General features: G+C 59.9%; 16 protein-coding genes. 7 read left to right on the plus strand and 9 right to left on the minus strand.

Annotated features, from left to right (window positions below):
* The first annotated feature begins 199 nt into the window (after positions 1 to 199).
* The 5 genes from ACS5Q0_RS08660 (at position 200) to ACS5Q0_RS08680 (ending at position 4,632) form a co-directional block, all read left to right on the plus strand.
* Complete coding sequence (locus ACS5Q0_RS08660; protein ID WP_473126215.1) at positions 200 to 499, plus strand: DUF6455 family protein; 300 nt, start codon at positions 200 to 202, stop codon at positions 497 to 499.
* 34 nt (positions 500 to 533) lie between these two features.
* Positions 534 to 1,304, plus strand: a complete 771-nt coding sequence (locus ACS5Q0_RS08665) for a Crp/Fnr family transcriptional regulator (RefSeq protein WP_473126216.1) — start codon at positions 534 to 536, stop codon at positions 1,302 to 1,304.
* 160 nt (positions 1,305 to 1,464) lie between these two features.
* The gene (locus tag ACS5Q0_RS08670; protein ID WP_473126217.1) at positions 1,465 to 1,917 is read left to right on the plus strand and encodes a pseudoazurin; all 453 of its coding nucleotides are present in this window, start codon (positions 1,465 to 1,467) and stop codon (positions 1,915 to 1,917) included.
* Between the two features lie 85 nt (positions 1,918 to 2,002).
* Positions 2,003 to 3,448, plus strand: coding sequence for a cytochrome c oxidase accessory protein CcoG (gene ccoG / locus ACS5Q0_RS08675; RefSeq protein ID WP_473126218.1), 1,446 nt, complete (start codon positions 2,003 to 2,005; stop codon positions 3,446 to 3,448).
* Positions 3,448 to 4,632 (plus strand): NnrS family protein, encoded by a 1,185-nt coding sequence (locus ACS5Q0_RS08680; protein WP_473126219.1) that lies wholly within the window; start codon positions 3,448 to 3,450, stop codon positions 4,630 to 4,632. Before ccoG ends, ACS5Q0_RS08680 begins: the two co-directional genes overlap by 1 nt.
* Before the next feature lie 66 nt (positions 4,633 to 4,698).
* On the opposite strand, the gene ACS5Q0_RS08685 is transcribed toward ACS5Q0_RS08680, so the two are convergent.
* Positions 4,699 to 5,619 (minus strand): LysR substrate-binding domain-containing protein, encoded by a 921-nt coding sequence (locus ACS5Q0_RS08685; protein ID WP_473126220.1) that lies wholly within the window; start codon positions 5,617 to 5,619, stop codon positions 4,699 to 4,701.
* Between the two features lie 169 nt (positions 5,620 to 5,788).
* Between ACS5Q0_RS08685 and ACS5Q0_RS08690 the strand changes: the two genes are divergently transcribed.
* Positions 5,789 to 6,769, plus strand: coding sequence for a glycosylasparaginase (locus ACS5Q0_RS08690; RefSeq protein ID WP_473126221.1), 981 nt, complete (start codon positions 5,789 to 5,791; stop codon positions 6,767 to 6,769).
* 191 nt (positions 6,770 to 6,960) lie between these two features.
* On the plus strand, positions 6,961 to 7,983 hold the full coding sequence (locus ACS5Q0_RS08695; RefSeq protein ID WP_473126222.1) for an amino acid ABC transporter substrate-binding protein: 1,023 nt from the start codon (positions 6,961 to 6,963) through the stop codon (positions 7,981 to 7,983).
* Positions 7,984 to 8,318: 335 nt separating this feature from the next.
* Here ACS5Q0_RS08695 and ACS5Q0_RS08700 read toward each other — a convergent pair whose 3' ends face one another.
* From ACS5Q0_RS08700 to ACS5Q0_RS08735, 8 genes are all read right to left on the minus strand, one after another.
* Positions 8,319 to 8,975 carry a transglutaminase-like cysteine peptidase gene (locus ACS5Q0_RS08700; RefSeq protein WP_473126223.1) on the minus strand — a complete coding sequence of 219 codons (657 nt, stop codon included), beginning with the start codon at positions 8,973 to 8,975 and terminating at the stop codon, positions 8,319 to 8,321.
* 402 nt (positions 8,976 to 9,377) lie between these two features.
* On the minus strand, positions 9,378 to 10,235 hold the full coding sequence (locus ACS5Q0_RS08705; protein ID WP_473126224.1) for a c-type cytochrome: 858 nt from the start codon (positions 10,233 to 10,235) through the stop codon (positions 9,378 to 9,380).
* 254 nt (positions 10,236 to 10,489) lie between these two features.
* Positions 10,490 to 11,401 (minus strand): ribokinase, encoded by a 912-nt coding sequence (locus tag ACS5Q0_RS08710; RefSeq protein WP_473126225.1) that lies wholly within the window; start codon positions 11,399 to 11,401, stop codon positions 10,490 to 10,492.
* Between the two features lie 39 nt (positions 11,402 to 11,440).
* Entirely contained in the window at positions 11,441 to 11,887 is a 447-nt protein-coding gene (rpiB, locus tag ACS5Q0_RS08715; RefSeq protein ID WP_473126226.1) for a ribose 5-phosphate isomerase B, read from the minus strand.
* Between the two features lie 65 nt (positions 11,888 to 11,952).
* A complete protein-coding gene (locus tag ACS5Q0_RS08720; protein WP_473126334.1) occupies positions 11,953 to 12,744 on the minus strand; it encodes a transporter substrate-binding domain-containing protein in 792 nt (263 codons plus the stop codon).
* Positions 12,745 to 12,778: 34 nt separating this feature from the next.
* Positions 12,779 to 13,534, minus strand: a complete 756-nt coding sequence (locus ACS5Q0_RS08725) for an amino acid ABC transporter ATP-binding protein (RefSeq protein WP_473126227.1) — start codon at positions 13,532 to 13,534, stop codon at positions 12,779 to 12,781.
* Position 13,535: 1 nt separating this feature from the next.
* Complete coding sequence (locus ACS5Q0_RS08730) at positions 13,536 to 14,204, minus strand: amino acid ABC transporter permease (protein WP_473126228.1); 669 nt, start codon at positions 14,202 to 14,204, stop codon at positions 13,536 to 13,538.
* A gap of 10 nt (positions 14,205 to 14,214) precedes the next feature.
* Positions 14,215 to 14,898, minus strand: coding sequence for an amino acid ABC transporter permease (locus tag ACS5Q0_RS08735; RefSeq protein WP_473126229.1), 684 nt, complete (start codon positions 14,896 to 14,898; stop codon positions 14,215 to 14,217).
* Between the last annotated feature and the right edge of the window lie 12 nt (positions 14,899 to 14,910).

The following is a 14,910-nucleotide window of genomic DNA, read 5'->3' on the forward strand; positions in this document are numbered from 1 at the left end:
TCTGCCTCATGGCTCAGGGCCGCAATCTTCGAGGCGATCATATTCAATTTGCTCTGGAGCAAAGTCACAGAGAGAACCTGTGTCACTATTGTCTAGCAGCATGGAGATTGCCATGGACTTCATGACTCTATTCACACGATGGCGGTCCCACCGACAGGCGAGACAGGAATTGAGTTTCCTGGAACCGAATGAAGTTGGGGTGCTTGCCCGGGACGCTGGGCTTTCGACGGAACAACTCGCCCGCCTCGCGGCGCGCGGCATCAACGGCAGTGAGGAGCTGCCGCAGCTCTTGCATGCTGCTGGTCTCGAGCCCGAGCGAATGAGGCGCACGCGGCCGGACGTCGTGCGCGACATGGTGATCGTCTGCTCCGGTTGCGAGGTCGCTCGGCGCTGCCGGCACGATCTCGCGCGTGGACGGGCGACCGCGGTGCGGCGGTACTGTCCCAATGACGAAACCATCAAAGCTCTGCAGGCGGAGAAGTGCCGCGCTGTCTCCTGATCCGGCCGCTTCTGATCCCATGCCTCGCTGCGAAATGCTGACACAGGAACCGGCTAACATCGGGCGACGCGACTGTATGGCTTCCGCCGGAATGCCCATCGGTTTGCTTGCAGGACTTGACCCCATCGTTGCAGCAGAGCTGCTGAAACAGGCTCGGCGGCGAATCGTGCGCGCCGACGAGGTGCTTTTCACCGCAGGGCATTCAGCCTGCTCAGTGCATGTGCTCGCCTTGGGCGCGGCGAAATTGGTGCAGACCACATCCAGCGGAGCACGGGTAATCGTCAAATACGTCAGATCCGGCGAGATCTTCGGCAGCCCGGCTCTGCTGGACAAGTTTTATCCAGTCACGGCCGTTGCCGTCTCGGACGGCGTTGAGCTTCAATGGCCCTCGGAGCTTGTCAGGACATTCATTGCCCAGCATCCGCATATGGGACTCAATGTCATTGGGGACCTGGAAGCGCGCCTGCGTGAAATGGAAGGTAGGCTACGAGACCTCTCGAACGAGCCGGTCGAGCACCGCCTGGCGCGTGCGATCCTCAAGCTCGTCGAGACTTTCGGGCAGCACACCGGAGAGGGCATCGAAATTCCATTCCCGGTGAGCCGCCAGGATTTGGCCGATTTGATCGGCAGCACTCTGCCCACGGTCAGCAGAACGCTTCGCGCCTGGGAGACGCAGCGCCAGATCAGGCGCTACCGCCGCCGGCTGGTGATCGCCGACATAGAGGCTGTCGCTCGAATCCTATACCAGGAAGTCGCGTCGGATCCGAAACCGCGGCGGAGCCACCGCCGGGTCATGCGTCGGTAATCCGCATTTCGGAGCGCAGAAGGATCGCTGCCGGCTCTCTTATCTGGAAAACGATGTGCTCCTTGCTCCACAACAAACAGCCCATGTCTGCAAGCGCGTATGACCTTTCCCCGAGAGCCGCTCGTGAGGCTCGTCAGATTCGCATCTAAGGAGAAAGACCATGCGAAAGGTTATCGTACTCGGCGCTCTCATGGCGGCTATCGGAGTAGCAGGCGCAGCTGGCGCAGCCGAGGTCGAGGTGAAGATGCTCAACAAGGGCACCGAGGGTGTGATGGTGTTCGAGCCGGCGCTCGTGAGAGTCAATCCCGGCGACACCGTGAAGTTCGTGCCCGCGGACAAGGGCCACAACGTCGAGAGCGTTGGGACCATGCTCCCCGATGGTGCGAAGCCCTTCGTCGGCGCGATGAACGAGGAAGTCACCGTGACGTTCGATAAGCCCGGCGTCTATGGCTACAAGTGCAAGCCGCACTATGGCATGGGCATGGTCGGCATGGTGGTGGTCGGAGAACCGACAAATGCGGATCAGGCCAAAGCCGTGGTGCATCCTGGCAAGGCGAAGCAGGTCTTCGGCGCCCTGTTTGACAAGCTCGCCACCCAGACGGCCGCGAAGTAACGGCTTCTGGCGCACTCGCCCGCGGTTTTCCAGTCTGCCGCCGCGCCTTTCCTGTCGCGGCGGCGTCATTGTTTCGGGGCATTCGATGGCCACTCTTGACATCAGCTTTAAACCCGAGCGCGCTCATCTGCGCAAGCCGAGACGGGGCGTCATCGCCGAGCGTGTCGTTCCGCAGGCGGTTTCGGGGCGGTATCGCCGCTTGAAATGGATCGCGCTCATCGTCTGCCTGTCCGTCTACTACGTGCTGCCGTTCGTCCGCTGGGCACGCGGACCCGGACAGCCGGACCAGGCCGTGCTCTTCGATGTCGAGCGTGGACGCCTGTACTTTTTCTTTATCGAGATCTGGCCGCAGGAGGTCTATTATCTCACGGGGCTCCTGCTCCTGGCGACGCTCATCCTCATCTGGATCAACGCCGTCGCCGGGCGGGTCTGGTGCGGATACTTCTGTCCGCAGACTGTATGGACCGATCTTTTCCTTCTCGTTGAGCGCTGGATCGAGGGGGATCGCCGCGAGCGCCTGAAGAAGCGTGGCGCTGGCCTTTCGCCGAAGCGCGTTCTCGAGATCGGGGCGAAGCATGCGATCTGGATCCTCATCGCCATGGCGATGGGCGGTGCATTCGTGCTGTATTTCGCCGATGCGCCGACATTGCTGGGCGAACTCGTGACCGGACAGGCCTCTACGATCGCCTACACCTGGGTCGGCATTCTCACAGGAACCACTTACGCGTTGGCTGGCCTCGCCCGCGAGCAGGTCTGCACCTGGATGTGCCCCTGGCCGCGCCTGCAAGGCGCGATCTGGGATCCGGAGGCGCTCACGGTCAATTACCGCGACTATCGAGGAGAGCCACGCGGATCCGTCAAGAAGGCTGCTGAGCGCAAGGCCATGGGCGAACCTGCCGGGGACTGTGTCGATTGCCTGCAATGCGTAAATGTCTGTCCAATAGGCATCGATATCCGTCAGGGACCGAACTTCGCCTGCATCAACTGTGGTCTGTGTGTCGATGCCTGTGACAGCGTCATGGTTAAGCTCGACCGCGCCCGCGGCCTCATCGACTACGAAGCCTGGACCAACATTGAGCGTGGCCGTCGGAACGAGCCGCCGCGCCGCCGCGTCGTCCGGGCCAAGACTGTCGCCCTCGGCTTTTCCATTATTGCCCTCCTCACGCTGATGGGAGTGAGCCTCTCGATGCGCGGCGACGCCAAGATTACAGTGCTTCATGACCGCAACCCCATCGCGGTGCGGCTATCCGATGGCCGGATCAGAAACGGCTACACGGTGCGCCTCTATAACAAGGCCGATGTGGAGCGGATATTCTGGCTCGAGGTAATCGGATTGCCGGAGGCCTCCGTCGAGGTCATTGGCGAGGACGCAACAGTGGCCGTTGCCCCCGACACCACGCGCGAGCTGCGCGTGCTCGTCTCAGCTGCTGCGGCTGACCGTCAAGCCATTGTATTCGTCGCGACCGACATCGTCTCGCAAGGGGCCGTGACGGTCCAGGATAGTTTCACTCCCATGGAAGGAGGCCGTTGATGGCTCCGATCCCTCGTTTGCGCGACTATACGGGACCTGCGCTCCTGTCATACGGATTCCGTCCATTTTTCCTGTTCGGCTCACTCTATGCCGGTCTCGCGATCCTCGCATGGCTGCCGATGTTCTACGAAGAACTGGAGCTGTCCACGTCGTTCGCGCCACGTGACTGGCACATCCACGAGATGCTCTACGGTTATCTCCCGGCGGTGATCACCGGCTTTCTCCTGACGGCAGTGCCGAATTGGACGGGACGTATGCCGCTGCAAGGCCGACCGCTGCTCGTTCTCGTGCTGGCCTGGATCGCAGGACGCCTAGCCGTTACCTTCTCGGCCTGGATCGGCTGGAGAACCGCCACTGTCGTCGATTGCGCGTTTCTGTTGCTTGTCGCGGCTGCCATGGGTCGGGAAATCATCAAGGGGAGGAACTGGCGCAACCTCAAGGTTCTCGTTGCGCTTGGGGTTCTCGCCGCCGGCAATGGGGCGTTTCATGTCGAGGCGCATGTTCTGGGGAGTGCGGAGTACGGAATGCGCCTCGGAATTGCCGCCGTCATGATACTGATCATGCTGATCGGTGGCCGCATCATCCCGAGCTTCACACGCAATTGGCTTGTGCGGGAAAATCCCGGCCGCCTGCCCGCAGCGGTCGGGCGCTTTGACACGGTCTCGACGATTGCTGCCGGCGTGGCGCTCCTGGCCTGGATTGCTGCGCCCGCGTGGCACCTCACCGGAGCGGCGCTCATCGCCGCCGGCATCCTTCAGGCGGTGCGGATGGCTCGCTGGGCGGGCGAGCGCACTTGGCGCGACCGCCTTGTTCTGATCCTGCATGTTGCCTATGCCTTCGTGCCACTCGGCTTCGTGCTGACGGGGCTGGCCGCGCTGGACGTTCTGCCCAGGGCAGCCGGCATTCATGCCTGGACCGGGGGCGCGATGGGCCTCATGACCCTGGCGGTGATGTCGCGGGCGAGCCTCGGGCATACGGGCAGGCCGCTGGTCGCATCGGCGACCATGCAAGGCCTCTATATCCTGCTCACCGCCGGAGCGCTCGCGCGGGTGTGCGCAGCGGTTCATCCGGCCTGGAGCGATGTGTTCCTCCATGTCGCCGGCCTGTCCTGGGCCGCGGCATTCGTCGGCTTTGGGTTGACCTATTGGAACGTCTTCACCCGTCCGCGTGTGACCTCCTCCTGAGGCCTTACGATGCCAGGACTGTTGTATTCGCCCTCGGCCTCGGGGTCGTCCGGTGCGACTAGCCGATCAGGGTGACAGAGCGTCGGCGACGATCTGTTCCGTCGATGTGAGCGTCTTGGTCAGAATCTCACCGAGCTGCTCGACCCCGGCTGAAAGTGGGGATCCGATCCCCTTGATGAGCAACGTCCGGACTGGCAGTGATCGCTCGAACCGCCGTAGGGACACGCCGTGACCGATGAAGTCATACGCCGCGATGGGATGGACAAAGCCGATTCCGGCTCCTTCACGGACGAGAGCGCAAATGTTCACCGAGTAAGGTGTTTCCACCGAAGCCCGCGAATAGCTGACCCCCACCTGCTCCAGCACGTTCGTCAACCCCCACCGGATCATGTCTTCGCGGGGATAGGCGATGATGGTCTGATCCCGCAGCATAGCGGCGGTAACAGTTCGGGTGCTAGCAAGCGCGCTGTCACTCGGGACTGCACAAATCAGGTCCATCGAGGCGAATACCGAACTGGAGACCGATGAGACATCGGCATTGTCAGTGACGAGACCCAGGTCACAGGTTCTCATGGTGACCTGATCTGCGATGAGAGCCGATGATCCCGTCGTGTGCGAGATCGGGATCTGCGGATGTTCCGTCTTGAAGGCGGCAATGGCCCGAGCTGCGAACCCGATTCCGAAGGACATGACGGTTCCGAACCGGACGGGGGACGACGCACTGCCCTTCAGACCGTGCGCGAACTCACGGATCGCCTGCAACCCTGCGTAGCGCCGCTCGACCTCTTCCAGCAAAGCATAGGCTTCGGGTGTGGGGCTAAGCCTTCCGCGGCTTCGATCAAAGAGCTTCAGGCCGCTAAGTCTCTCGAGCTCGGCGACGAGCCTGCTGATGCCGGGTTGGGATACGCCGGTCAATTTGGCAGCCTGAACCATGGTCTCAGACTTCATCACCGCTCGGAATGCGTCGATATGGCGGAAATCGATCATGGTAACAGTCGCTCTTGAGATTCACCGATGGAGTTGCGCCTCTATGGCAGCCCTGGCCGGCGCCGTGCAAGGCGATGCTTTTCAGGCCCATGCAAGCTATATTCAAATTTGAATATAGCTTGCGATATGAATTCCTATTTGCATAATAGCGACGTGACGAGAGACATTCATGATCATTGTTACAAATAACGAAGGGCGATCGGGAATTCCGACGACGGCGAGGCTTCTCGCGCAAGGCATCGCTAGCCTCGACGCGATCGAGGCCGGTGTCCGCCTGGTCGAGGCCGATGAGACTGTTCGAACCGTTGGTCGTGGCGGCTGGCCCAACCTTCTCGGCGAGGTCGAGCTCGATGCCTCTTTGATGGATGGCACAACCCTCCGAACGGGCGCTGTCGGCGCTCTCAAAGGCTTCCTGCACCCGGTGAGCGTGGCTCGTCAGGTTCTTGAGAAGCTCCCACATGAGTTCCTGGTCGGAGACGGCGCAAGACGCTTCGCGACGGAAATCGGAGCTGAAGCCGGGGATCTTCTCATGCCACATGCCCGGAGCGCTTGGCAGCGCTGGTTCAATGATGAGGTCGACGCAAGTGAGCGCGAGCATTGGCCGAACGTGCCGATGGTCGACCTGTGCCGACACGCCATCGATCCCGAGATCGGTCGCGACACTACGGTCTTCATCGGTCAGGACAGACACGGCGATATCGCCGCCGGAACAAGCACGTCGGGGTGGGGCTGGAAGTATCCTGGGCGTCTCGGCGACAGTCCTGTCATTGGGGCGGGTTCATATGCGGATACGCGATACGGCGCATGCGCCTGTACGGGCGTCGGCGAGATGAGCATACGCGCTGGAACGGCGCGGGCCGTCGTCCTTTACATGAAAATCGGCATGAGCGTCGAAGAGGCAGTTTACGAAGCCGTGAGCGACATGCGTGCTCTCAAGGGCGGCTTGATCGGGCGCGTGACCATTCACGCGATCGATGCGGCGGGAGGGCACAAGGTTGTTGCCGTGAACGGCCTGCCGGAGAACCACTATTGGATCTGGCATGAAGGATTGGACGAGCCGGTCAGTCGCCCGGCTGAAATCATCGCAATCAGTGAGGATCCGACACCCAAGCCCACGGCCCACCGGCGCTACGAACAGATGGATCTTTAGCGCATCGTGCGGCCTTTCGAGGGCGCTCAAATGATGCACCCTTTCAAAGGAGGGTCTTCGGATGGATCCAAAGAGTGCAATTCCACTTTCGATCCGATGCTTCGGAAGCCGCTTCCAGGCACCATGAATGCGCCGCACCAGAGGGAGCCTGGCGGACGACAACCGCAACAATTCTTGCAGGAGGAAACGACATGCCGCTGACCGTGAAAACCGCCTTGTTCGCACTGGCGGGATCAATCCTATTGAGCTCCGCCGCGCTGGCGCAGGGCACGCTTCAGAAGGTCAAGGAGCGCGATCACCTCATATGTGGCACAAGCACGGGCATTGCGGGTTTCAGTTTGGCGGACAGCCAAGGCAATTGGGCGGGGTTGGACGTCGATATATGCCGTGCACTGGCGGCGGCGATCTTTAACGATCCGGCGAAGGTCAGATTCATTCCCTTGGCGAGCAAGGATCGCCTGACAGCGCTTCAGAGCGGTGAGATTGACGTGCTCCCGCGCACGACCACATGGACGCTAAGCCGGGATGCTGGCCAAGGCCTGAACTTCACGGCGGTGAACTACTACGACGGACAAGGCTTTCAGATCCGCGAAAGCGCCAATATCAAGTCGGTCAAAGAGCTTGACGGAGCGACCATCTGCACTGTTCAGGGAACGACGAACGAACTCAATCTTGCGGATTACTTCCGCACGAACAGGATGAAATACGATGTCGTCACCTTCCAGGGAATTGACGACACCGTAAAGGCCTATGAGAGCGGGCGTTGCGATTCGCTTTCCACCGATATGTCTCAGCTCGTCTCATATCGCCTGAAGATGGCCGATCCGGAGGAGCATATGCTCCTCCCAGAGGTGATTTCGAAAGAACCGATTGGCCCCTATGTGCGTCAGGGTGACGATCAGTGGTTCGACATCGTGCGCTGGACGGTTTTCGCATTGATTAATGCGGAGGAGCTCGGCGTTACACAGGACAACGTCGATCAAATGCTGAAAACGGAGAACCCCGAAATCCGCCGCCTTCTGGGAACCGAGGGCAAATTCGGCGAGAATTTGGGTCTGACGACGGATTGGGTGTCGAGGATCGTGCGCCACGTCGGAAACTACGGTGAGTCGTTTGAGCGCAATCTCGGCTCAAAGAGCAAGATCGGTCTTCCCAGAGGGGTGAATAACCTCTGGACGAAGGGCGGTATTCAATTTGCTCCTCCGATCCGGTGACGATCGGCCTGAAAGGGTCAGCGGCGCAATATTCGTGATGCGCCACACAAAGGAGGCAGATGATCTGCCTCCTTCTTTATGGGGATCCAATGTCCCTTGAATTGTGCGAAGCCTCCGATGGTTGACCGGCTCCAAAACATTAAGGCCGACCGCTGCACTCCTCGTTTCGACCGCGCGCGATCCTGGTTCAAACCGGTGGCAGCGTCGCCTTTGCGCCAGTGAAGGGCAGGAAGGATCTGTCGTTCGTCGTCAATACAAACTGAGACCCGTTCCTGATCGATGGGGCAGCACTCTATCCCTGCGCGACGACACCCACAGACTGACGGCGACCGCAATCAGCGGCCTGCCGTAGCGACGGGTGAGGCATAGGCTCCGCCCAACGAGACCCAAGTCGATCCTGTGCTGCCTTCACGCTGCAGGTAGGTGTAGCCGGTCTCCCGCCATGGCAGGACCGCGTTGCGCTTGTTGTCGAGAATGAAGTCACCATGGTCGGTTCGTACCATCATGACCGCATGTGGTGCGCCGTCCTCATCGATCACCGCCGTCATGCGCAACGCCCGCTGGGGAAAGCCGGCCGCAACGAGGCGCTTGCGCTTGACGAGTTGGTAGTCCTCGCAATCGCCGTAACCATCCTCGGCTAAGTCCCAGCGATCCTCAACCCCCCAATGCTCCAAGTCGGTCATGGGTTTGATCGTGGCGTTCACTTGGCGGTTGACCCGGAGGAGTGTCTCCCAAGCTTCAGGCGTCAGCGTGATCGTCGCCAATTCGGAGGAGTTCACCGCACATTCCTTGGGCCTTTGCCGACAGAAGCGGGCCCAGGCCGGCACTGGAGCAGCGGCATAGCGCTTAATGGCGAGTGGATCGGATCGGGATGGGAGGGAAGAGAGAACTTGGGCTTCGGATCCGCCGCCGATCAAGATCAGCGCTATCGGACAAAGTGCTTTTATGAGAAGCGCACGAACTTCCAGAATCCCGCAGAGTGGCTGCCACATTGCCCCCGGCCCTTGTGTCGTTAAGGTATTGTTGCTTGAACCTGACAGACCAAGTCTGGCAATCTCAAGGCAAAGGACTAATTATTGACGCCCAACTTGGTACAGATGGCATCCGGTTTTGCGGTGGTCGTGAGACTCGATGTCTTATGCGATCCAGGATCAGGCGGGATAACTCGTCGTTTGCGACAGTGAATCGAGACGCCCTTGGCTAAGGCTGTTTTCCTTTGTGTGGAATTCAATCTTCTCATTACCTTGCTATCTGCTTTGAAGGCGTCCCGAACCACTCGACCGGGGAAGATTGTAGTCAACAACGACGATTATAAGCTGATGGAGCGTCCAGGCATCGTGTCGGCTCAGCGTATTGTGCTGCCGCCTTTCATGGGAAACCGCTGCGAAAGCCCTCTACCGCAATGTATAGAGGTAAGCTGTGATGTCGCGGGCATCGTGATCGGTCACGCCTAGTTTCGGCATGGCGGTAAGCGGTTTGACCTTCTGCGGATCGCGCAGCCATTCGATCATATGAGCGGGCGTATTCAACAGAACACCGGCAAGGTAGATTTGCTCCGCGATGCCTTTAAGCGGGGGGCCAGCCTGCACATCGGGGCCCCAAACTCCAGGGATAACGTGACAGGTCTGACACGCGTATTGCTGGATTGCAACGCGGCCCCGCTCCACCGCGCCTTCCGCTTTCCAGAGGGTTTCCGATTCGTGAGACGTCTGTCGTCCCTCGTCCGCCGACATCAGTCTGTCACGTCGTGCTTGGTATTCGTCGGGCGTCAGTGCTGGAGAGCTTTTCAGGAATGCGACGATCGCCCAGCGTTCACGCTCACTCAGGCGGAACTCCCACGCGGGCATCCCTGTAAGCTTTATGCCCTTTGAAACGGCCCAGTAGATCTCTGATGCCGGCAGTTCCTGACCCATTTGGGCGAAGTTCGGCGGGGAGGGCATCATCCCGAGACCGATCGCATCCGGCGCGATCCCTGGTGCGCCATGACATTGTAAACAGTGCTGATCGAACAGGACGAGCCCTTCGGCGACAAGATCTGCGTTGGTCAGGTCGAGCGGTGACGATACTTTGGCGGCATGTGCGTGGATCGACTGGCGCCGTGCTGTGCTCAAGGCCCAGTAGGTTAGTGGTGTGTGCTGCCTGGTAGCGGAGACATCGTACAGGCCGGAATAGATGAAGGCTAATGAGCCACCAATCCCGGATGCCACGACGATAAAAGCCCAGAACAAGAGTGACGATGGAGAGCGCGACATCGAGACTGGCATCTAAGAGGTGTGGTCCGCATTGACTAAGCGGGATCCAATAGCGTGTACAACCGGAGCGGATACCATTCGTGTGACGAAAGTTGTGAGAACATTATCCCGCTTCGTCGTGTATTGAAGGCTGTCGTCTCCCATTGACATACCCTTGGCAAAAGCACAGGCAGAGACAGCATAGCAACACCTGCTGCCTACATTAAGGCAGATGCGTCACTTTTGAGCTTGGCCAACCGGTCCGTGTCTCTGGTTCAAGCCGTTCCGAGTTGCTCGCGCGTCGGCATGCCGGCCTGAGCGCCATCGGCAAGGCAGGCAAGCGAGGCCCCGCGGCACGCCCGCTCGAGAGCCGCCGTGAAGGACAGCGCCTCATCCAAGCCGTTGGCCAGGATACCAACGAAGGTGTCGCCAGCCCCAGTGGTATCGACAGGCCGGATCGGCTTTGCTGCAGCCCTCTCGCTGTGCCCGTCGGGATGATACGCAAAGGCGCCGCGCGCGCCTGCCGTGACGACGCACGTGCAGCCGCGTGTCGAGAGATAGGCTCCAGCTTCCTCGAAATCTCTGGCTGTCCTGCCGAGGAGCCCGGCTGCCGTAATGGCTTCATGCTCATTGACCACGAAGATGTCGGTCTCGTCGAGCAGATCGGATAGGTCACTCGCCGGAAATGCTGGCGGAGCGGGTGCGAAGTTCCAGATGACGCGGCCTCCCGCCTGTCGTACCCGCCGGGCGACATCGAGGGATGCCCCGAAGGGGACTTCCATCTGAAGGACTGCAACCGTCGAAGCGTCCGGTTGAAAACCGCGAATTTGGGCCTCGGTCAGAAAGGCGTTCGCGCCGCTTGCAACGGTGATCGCATTCTCGCCTCGCTCATCCACGGTGATGAAAGCACATCCGGTTGGTTGGGGGCCGCTGGCGACAAGATCAGCCGCGACGCCGTTGCGAGCAAGATTGTCGCGGGCAGATCGGCCGAAGCCGTCATCGCCGACGCAGGCTGCCATTGCCACACGATGCGGCAAGGATGCGCGTGCTGCCGCAATTGCCTGGTTCGCACCCTTCCCGCCGAACAGGGTCTTATAGCTCGGGGAGAGAACGGTTTCTCCCGGACGTGGAATTGAGGCAACGCGGGCAACAAGATCGATGTTGATTGAACCAAAAACAAGGATCATGTCACACGCGCTCCCTCGAAACTTAGAAATTGGTCGTTTTCACCCTTCGGCATCCATCGCGTGGAGCTTCTCCACCCGGCGGCGGCAATCCTCATCAGTCGAGAATGTCGCCGAAAGGTAGGACGCGACAAGGTCCTCTGCGAGCCAGGATCCCACGATCTTGGCGCCGATGCACATGACATTGACGTCGTCATGCTCAACGGATTGATGCGCCGAGTGGATATCGTGGCAAACGGCCGCGCGAATTCCTTTGACTTTGTTGGCGGCAATCGACGCACCGACGCCGGTCCCGCAGACCATGATGCCGCGATCGGCTTCGCCAGACTTCACCTTCTGAGTCAGTGCGCGGGCAATGTCCGGAAAGTCGACAGGCTTATCATCGAAAGATCCGACATCGATGACCTCATGTCCGAGCGAGCGGACATGTTCGACCACCGAGTTCTTGAGGGGCCATCCGGCATGATCCGACCCGATTACGACGCGCATTGAAGAGCCTTTCCTTGATCCTTGAAGGGTGAGTGGTGCCGGAGCACCACTCGAATTCTTAGGGCTTAGCCCCGCATTTCCGGCGGAAGTTCGCTGCCATGGAACTTTTTGTATATCTCGTTGAGTTTGCCATTCTTCAAGTTGGTCGAGATCCATTCGTTGAGCTTCTCGACCAGACGAGGCTCACCTTTGCGAACGCCGATGGCAAGATCGAAGGTACGGATGAGAACCTTTGGCTCGAAGACGCGGGCCGGATTTTTGACGCCGATCTGATTCGCAATTGTCGCCGAAGTTGCAACGCAGTCCGCCTGACCAGAGACGGCGGCCGTCACCATCGTGGCATCGTCGTCAAAGCGGGCAAGGGTGAGGTTCCGATCTTTCATGTTCGAAAGTTCGGTATCCTGGGTCGTTCCGCGGGAGACCGCGATGGTCTTGCCTTTCAAGTCTTCCCAGGACTTTGCTTCGACACTTTTCAGGCAGGCGGCGACGGATTGCAGCGCTGCATAGGCTTTGGTGAAGTCGATCACCTTGGCGCGATCCGGAGTGACGGAAAGGGTCGAGATGATGATATCCGCCTTGTTTGTCTGGATATTCGGAATACGGGTCGCACCGGTGGTCTGAACGAATTCGAGTTCGAGCCCCAGATCCTTCGCAAGGAGCTGAGCCGTCTCCACATCCGATCCCGTCGGCTTGAGATTGGCATCCATCATGCCGGACGGCGGGATCGCCATGTCGGTTGCGATCCTGATCTTCTTCGCGTTCATGATGTCATCGAGAAGGTCGGCCTGTGCGGCTGTGGTACCGAGCGCCACCATGCACGTCATAGCCAATACAGCAGCAGAAACTGGGCGTTTCATCATCTTCATTATCTCCCTCGATCTTGGTTTTCGTTTAGAGCCCTGTGCCAACGAACTGGGCAAGTTCCGGTGTTGCGGGTGAGATCAGGATCCCGGCAGGTCCAGTCTCGTGGACCTTTCCGCGGTGCATGAAGACGACCCGATTGGCGATACCTCTGGCAAATCCCATCTCGTGCGTAACCATCACCATGGTCATGCCATTTGCAGCGAGTGCCTCAATGACTTTGAGAACCTCGCCGGTTAGTTCCGGGTCGAGGGCAGAAGTCACTTCGTCGAACAGCATCACCTTGGGCTGCATGGCGAGCGAACGGGCAATCGCTGCACGCTGCTGCTGGCCGCCGGAAAGCTGCTCGGGATACTGGTGAAGCTTGTCCTCCAGGCCGACCTGGGAAAGGACCCACCGCGCTTGCTCCTTCGCTTGGGCCTTCGAGATACCCTTCACGGAACAGGGGGCTAGCGTAATATTCTCCTCGATCGTGAGGTGAGGGAACAGGTTGTAACTCTGAAAGACGATGCCAACATCCTGACGCAGAGCCCTCAGATCGAGCTTCGGGTCGCTGACGCGATGATCGCACACGGTGATCTCGCCGCTGTCGATCGTTTCGAAACGGTCAATGCACCGGAGGGCGGTGCTTTTGCCGGAGCCGCTACGCCCGATCAGGACGAGGACTTCCCCGCGCTTCACCTCGAAACTGACACCATCGAGCACCTTGAGCGTGCCGAAACTTTTGTGCACGTTCTTGAGGGAAACGACCGGAGCTTGCGCCGCTGCGTTCAAAGTCGTGTGCATGTCAGGCGGTCCCGAGTGAGAGGCGGCCAGGGCCGCTGCGCATTTCCAGGCGACGGCTGATGCGCGAGATCGGATAGCAAAGAGCGAAATAGATCACGGCGATGATCGTGTAGATCAGGAACGGCTCGAACAGTGAGTTATTGATGATCTGACCGGATCGCGCGAGTTCCACGAAGCCCACGACCGAGGCCAGCGAGGTGTTCTTGATAATCTGCACCATGAAGCCTACGGTTGGAGGTGTCGCGATCCGGATGGCTTGCGGCAGGATGACTTTCATCATCCGCTGAGAGCGGCTGAGGGCGAGCCCTTCCGCAGCCTCCCATTGTGGCCGTGGCACGGATTGGATGCTGCCACGCCAGATCTCGCCAAGATATGCGCCGACATAGATGGTGAGCGACGCGCCGGCGGCCGTCAGCGGCGAGACCGTTACGCCCAGTGTCGGCAGCCCGAAGTAGGTCAGGAACATGATGACGAGAAGAGGCGTGCCCTGGATAAGCTGGACATAGCCTGCGCTGAGAAGCCGTATGACCCTGTTCGGCGAGATGCGGCAGAGGGCGATGACGAACCCGGCGATGCCACCGCCGACCAAGCCAATGAGGGACAGGCCGATCGTCCATAATGCCCCGTGGCCCAGGAACATGAGGTGATTGGCATTCAGGGAACCGCCCATCGACCCCTCCTCACAAAAGCGTGCCAAGGCGTCGGCGGCGCGGGAAGATGACAAGTCCGAGCAGCCAGAAACCAGCGCGCATGATCAGCGATAGAACGATGTAAACGAGCGCGACGAGAATGTAGGTCTCGAAAGCACGATAGGTGTCGGACTGCACGTAGTTCGCGACCGCTGTTAGCTCCTCCGCCGAAATCTGGGAGGTCACGGAAGAGGCCAGCATCAGCAGAACGAACTGGCTTGTTAGGGACGGATAGACCTTTTCGATCGCCGGCCACATGATCACGTGCCAGTAGATCTGCCCGCGGGACAGGGCGAGGCCTTCAGCGGCCTCAATCTGTCCACGAGGGATGGCGTCGAAGCCCGCGCGGATGATCTCAGTCGTGTACGCACCGACATTGATCGTGAGAGCGGCTGCCGCGACTGCGAACGCGGAGAACTTCAGCCCCAGGCTTGCCAAGCCGAAATAGACGAGGAAAATCTGAACCAGAAGCGGCGTGTTACGGATTGTCTCGACATAGATACCGCAGATCCTTGAAGCGACGGGATTCCGGCTGCGCCTGCCAATGGCGCCGAGAACTCCGATCGCCGTGCCCAGAACGGTCGCGATCAAGGCGAGCTGAAGAGTGAGCAGCGCCCCGTCGAGGAAGGTGGGCCATCGCTCGATGATGGCGCCGAAGTCCAGATTGAGGTTCATCCTTGTCGGTCC

It is taken from the genome of Microvirga sp. HS2 (genome assembly GCF_055792805.1).

Coding starts and splice junctions, on each gene's coding strand:
- ACS5Q0_RS08710 (WP_473126225.1), bottom strand. CDS start 11,401: ATGATCCTTGTTTTTGGTTCAATCAACATCGATCTTGTTGCCCGCGTT.
- ACS5Q0_RS08725 (WP_473126227.1), bottom strand. CDS start 13,534: ATGCACACGACTTTGAACGCAGCGGCGCAAGCTCCGGTCGTTTCCCTC.
- ccoG (WP_473126218.1), top strand. CDS start 2,003: ATGGCCACTCTTGACATCAGCTTTAAACCCGAGCGCGCTCATCTGCGC.
- ACS5Q0_RS08705 (WP_473126224.1), bottom strand. CDS start 10,235: ATGTCGCGCTCTCCATCGTCACTCTTGTTCTGGGCTTTTATCGTCGTG.
- ACS5Q0_RS08685 (WP_473126220.1), bottom strand. CDS start 5,619: ATGATCGATTTCCGCCATATCGACGCATTCCGAGCGGTGATGAAGTCT.
- ACS5Q0_RS08670 (WP_473126217.1), top strand. CDS start 1,465: ATGCGAAAGGTTATCGTACTCGGCGCTCTCATGGCGGCTATCGGAGTA.
- ACS5Q0_RS08680 (WP_473126219.1), top strand. CDS start 3,448: ATGGCTCCGATCCCTCGTTTGCGCGACTATACGGGACCTGCGCTCCTG.
- ACS5Q0_RS08695 (WP_473126222.1), top strand. CDS start 6,961: ATGCCGCTGACCGTGAAAACCGCCTTGTTCGCACTGGCGGGATCAATC.
- ACS5Q0_RS08700 (WP_473126223.1), bottom strand. CDS start 8,975: ATGTGGCAGCCACTCTGCGGGATTCTGGAAGTTCGTGCGCTTCTCATA.
- ACS5Q0_RS08690 (WP_473126221.1), top strand. CDS start 5,789: ATGATCATTGTTACAAATAACGAAGGGCGATCGGGAATTCCGACGACG.
- ACS5Q0_RS08665 (WP_473126216.1), top strand. CDS start 534: ATGCTGACACAGGAACCGGCTAACATCGGGCGACGCGACTGTATGGCT.
- ACS5Q0_RS08720 (WP_473126334.1), bottom strand. CDS start 12,744: ATGAAACGCCCAGTTTCTGCTGCTGTATTGGCTATGACGTGCATGGTG.
- ACS5Q0_RS08730 (WP_473126228.1), bottom strand. CDS start 14,204: ATGGGCGGTTCCCTGAATGCCAATCACCTCATGTTCCTGGGCCACGGG.
- ACS5Q0_RS08735 (WP_473126229.1), bottom strand. CDS start 14,898: ATGAACCTCAATCTGGACTTCGGCGCCATCATCGAGCGATGGCCCACC.
- rpiB (WP_473126226.1), bottom strand. CDS start 11,887: ATGCGCGTCGTAATCGGGTCGGATCATGCCGGATGGCCCCTCAAGAAC.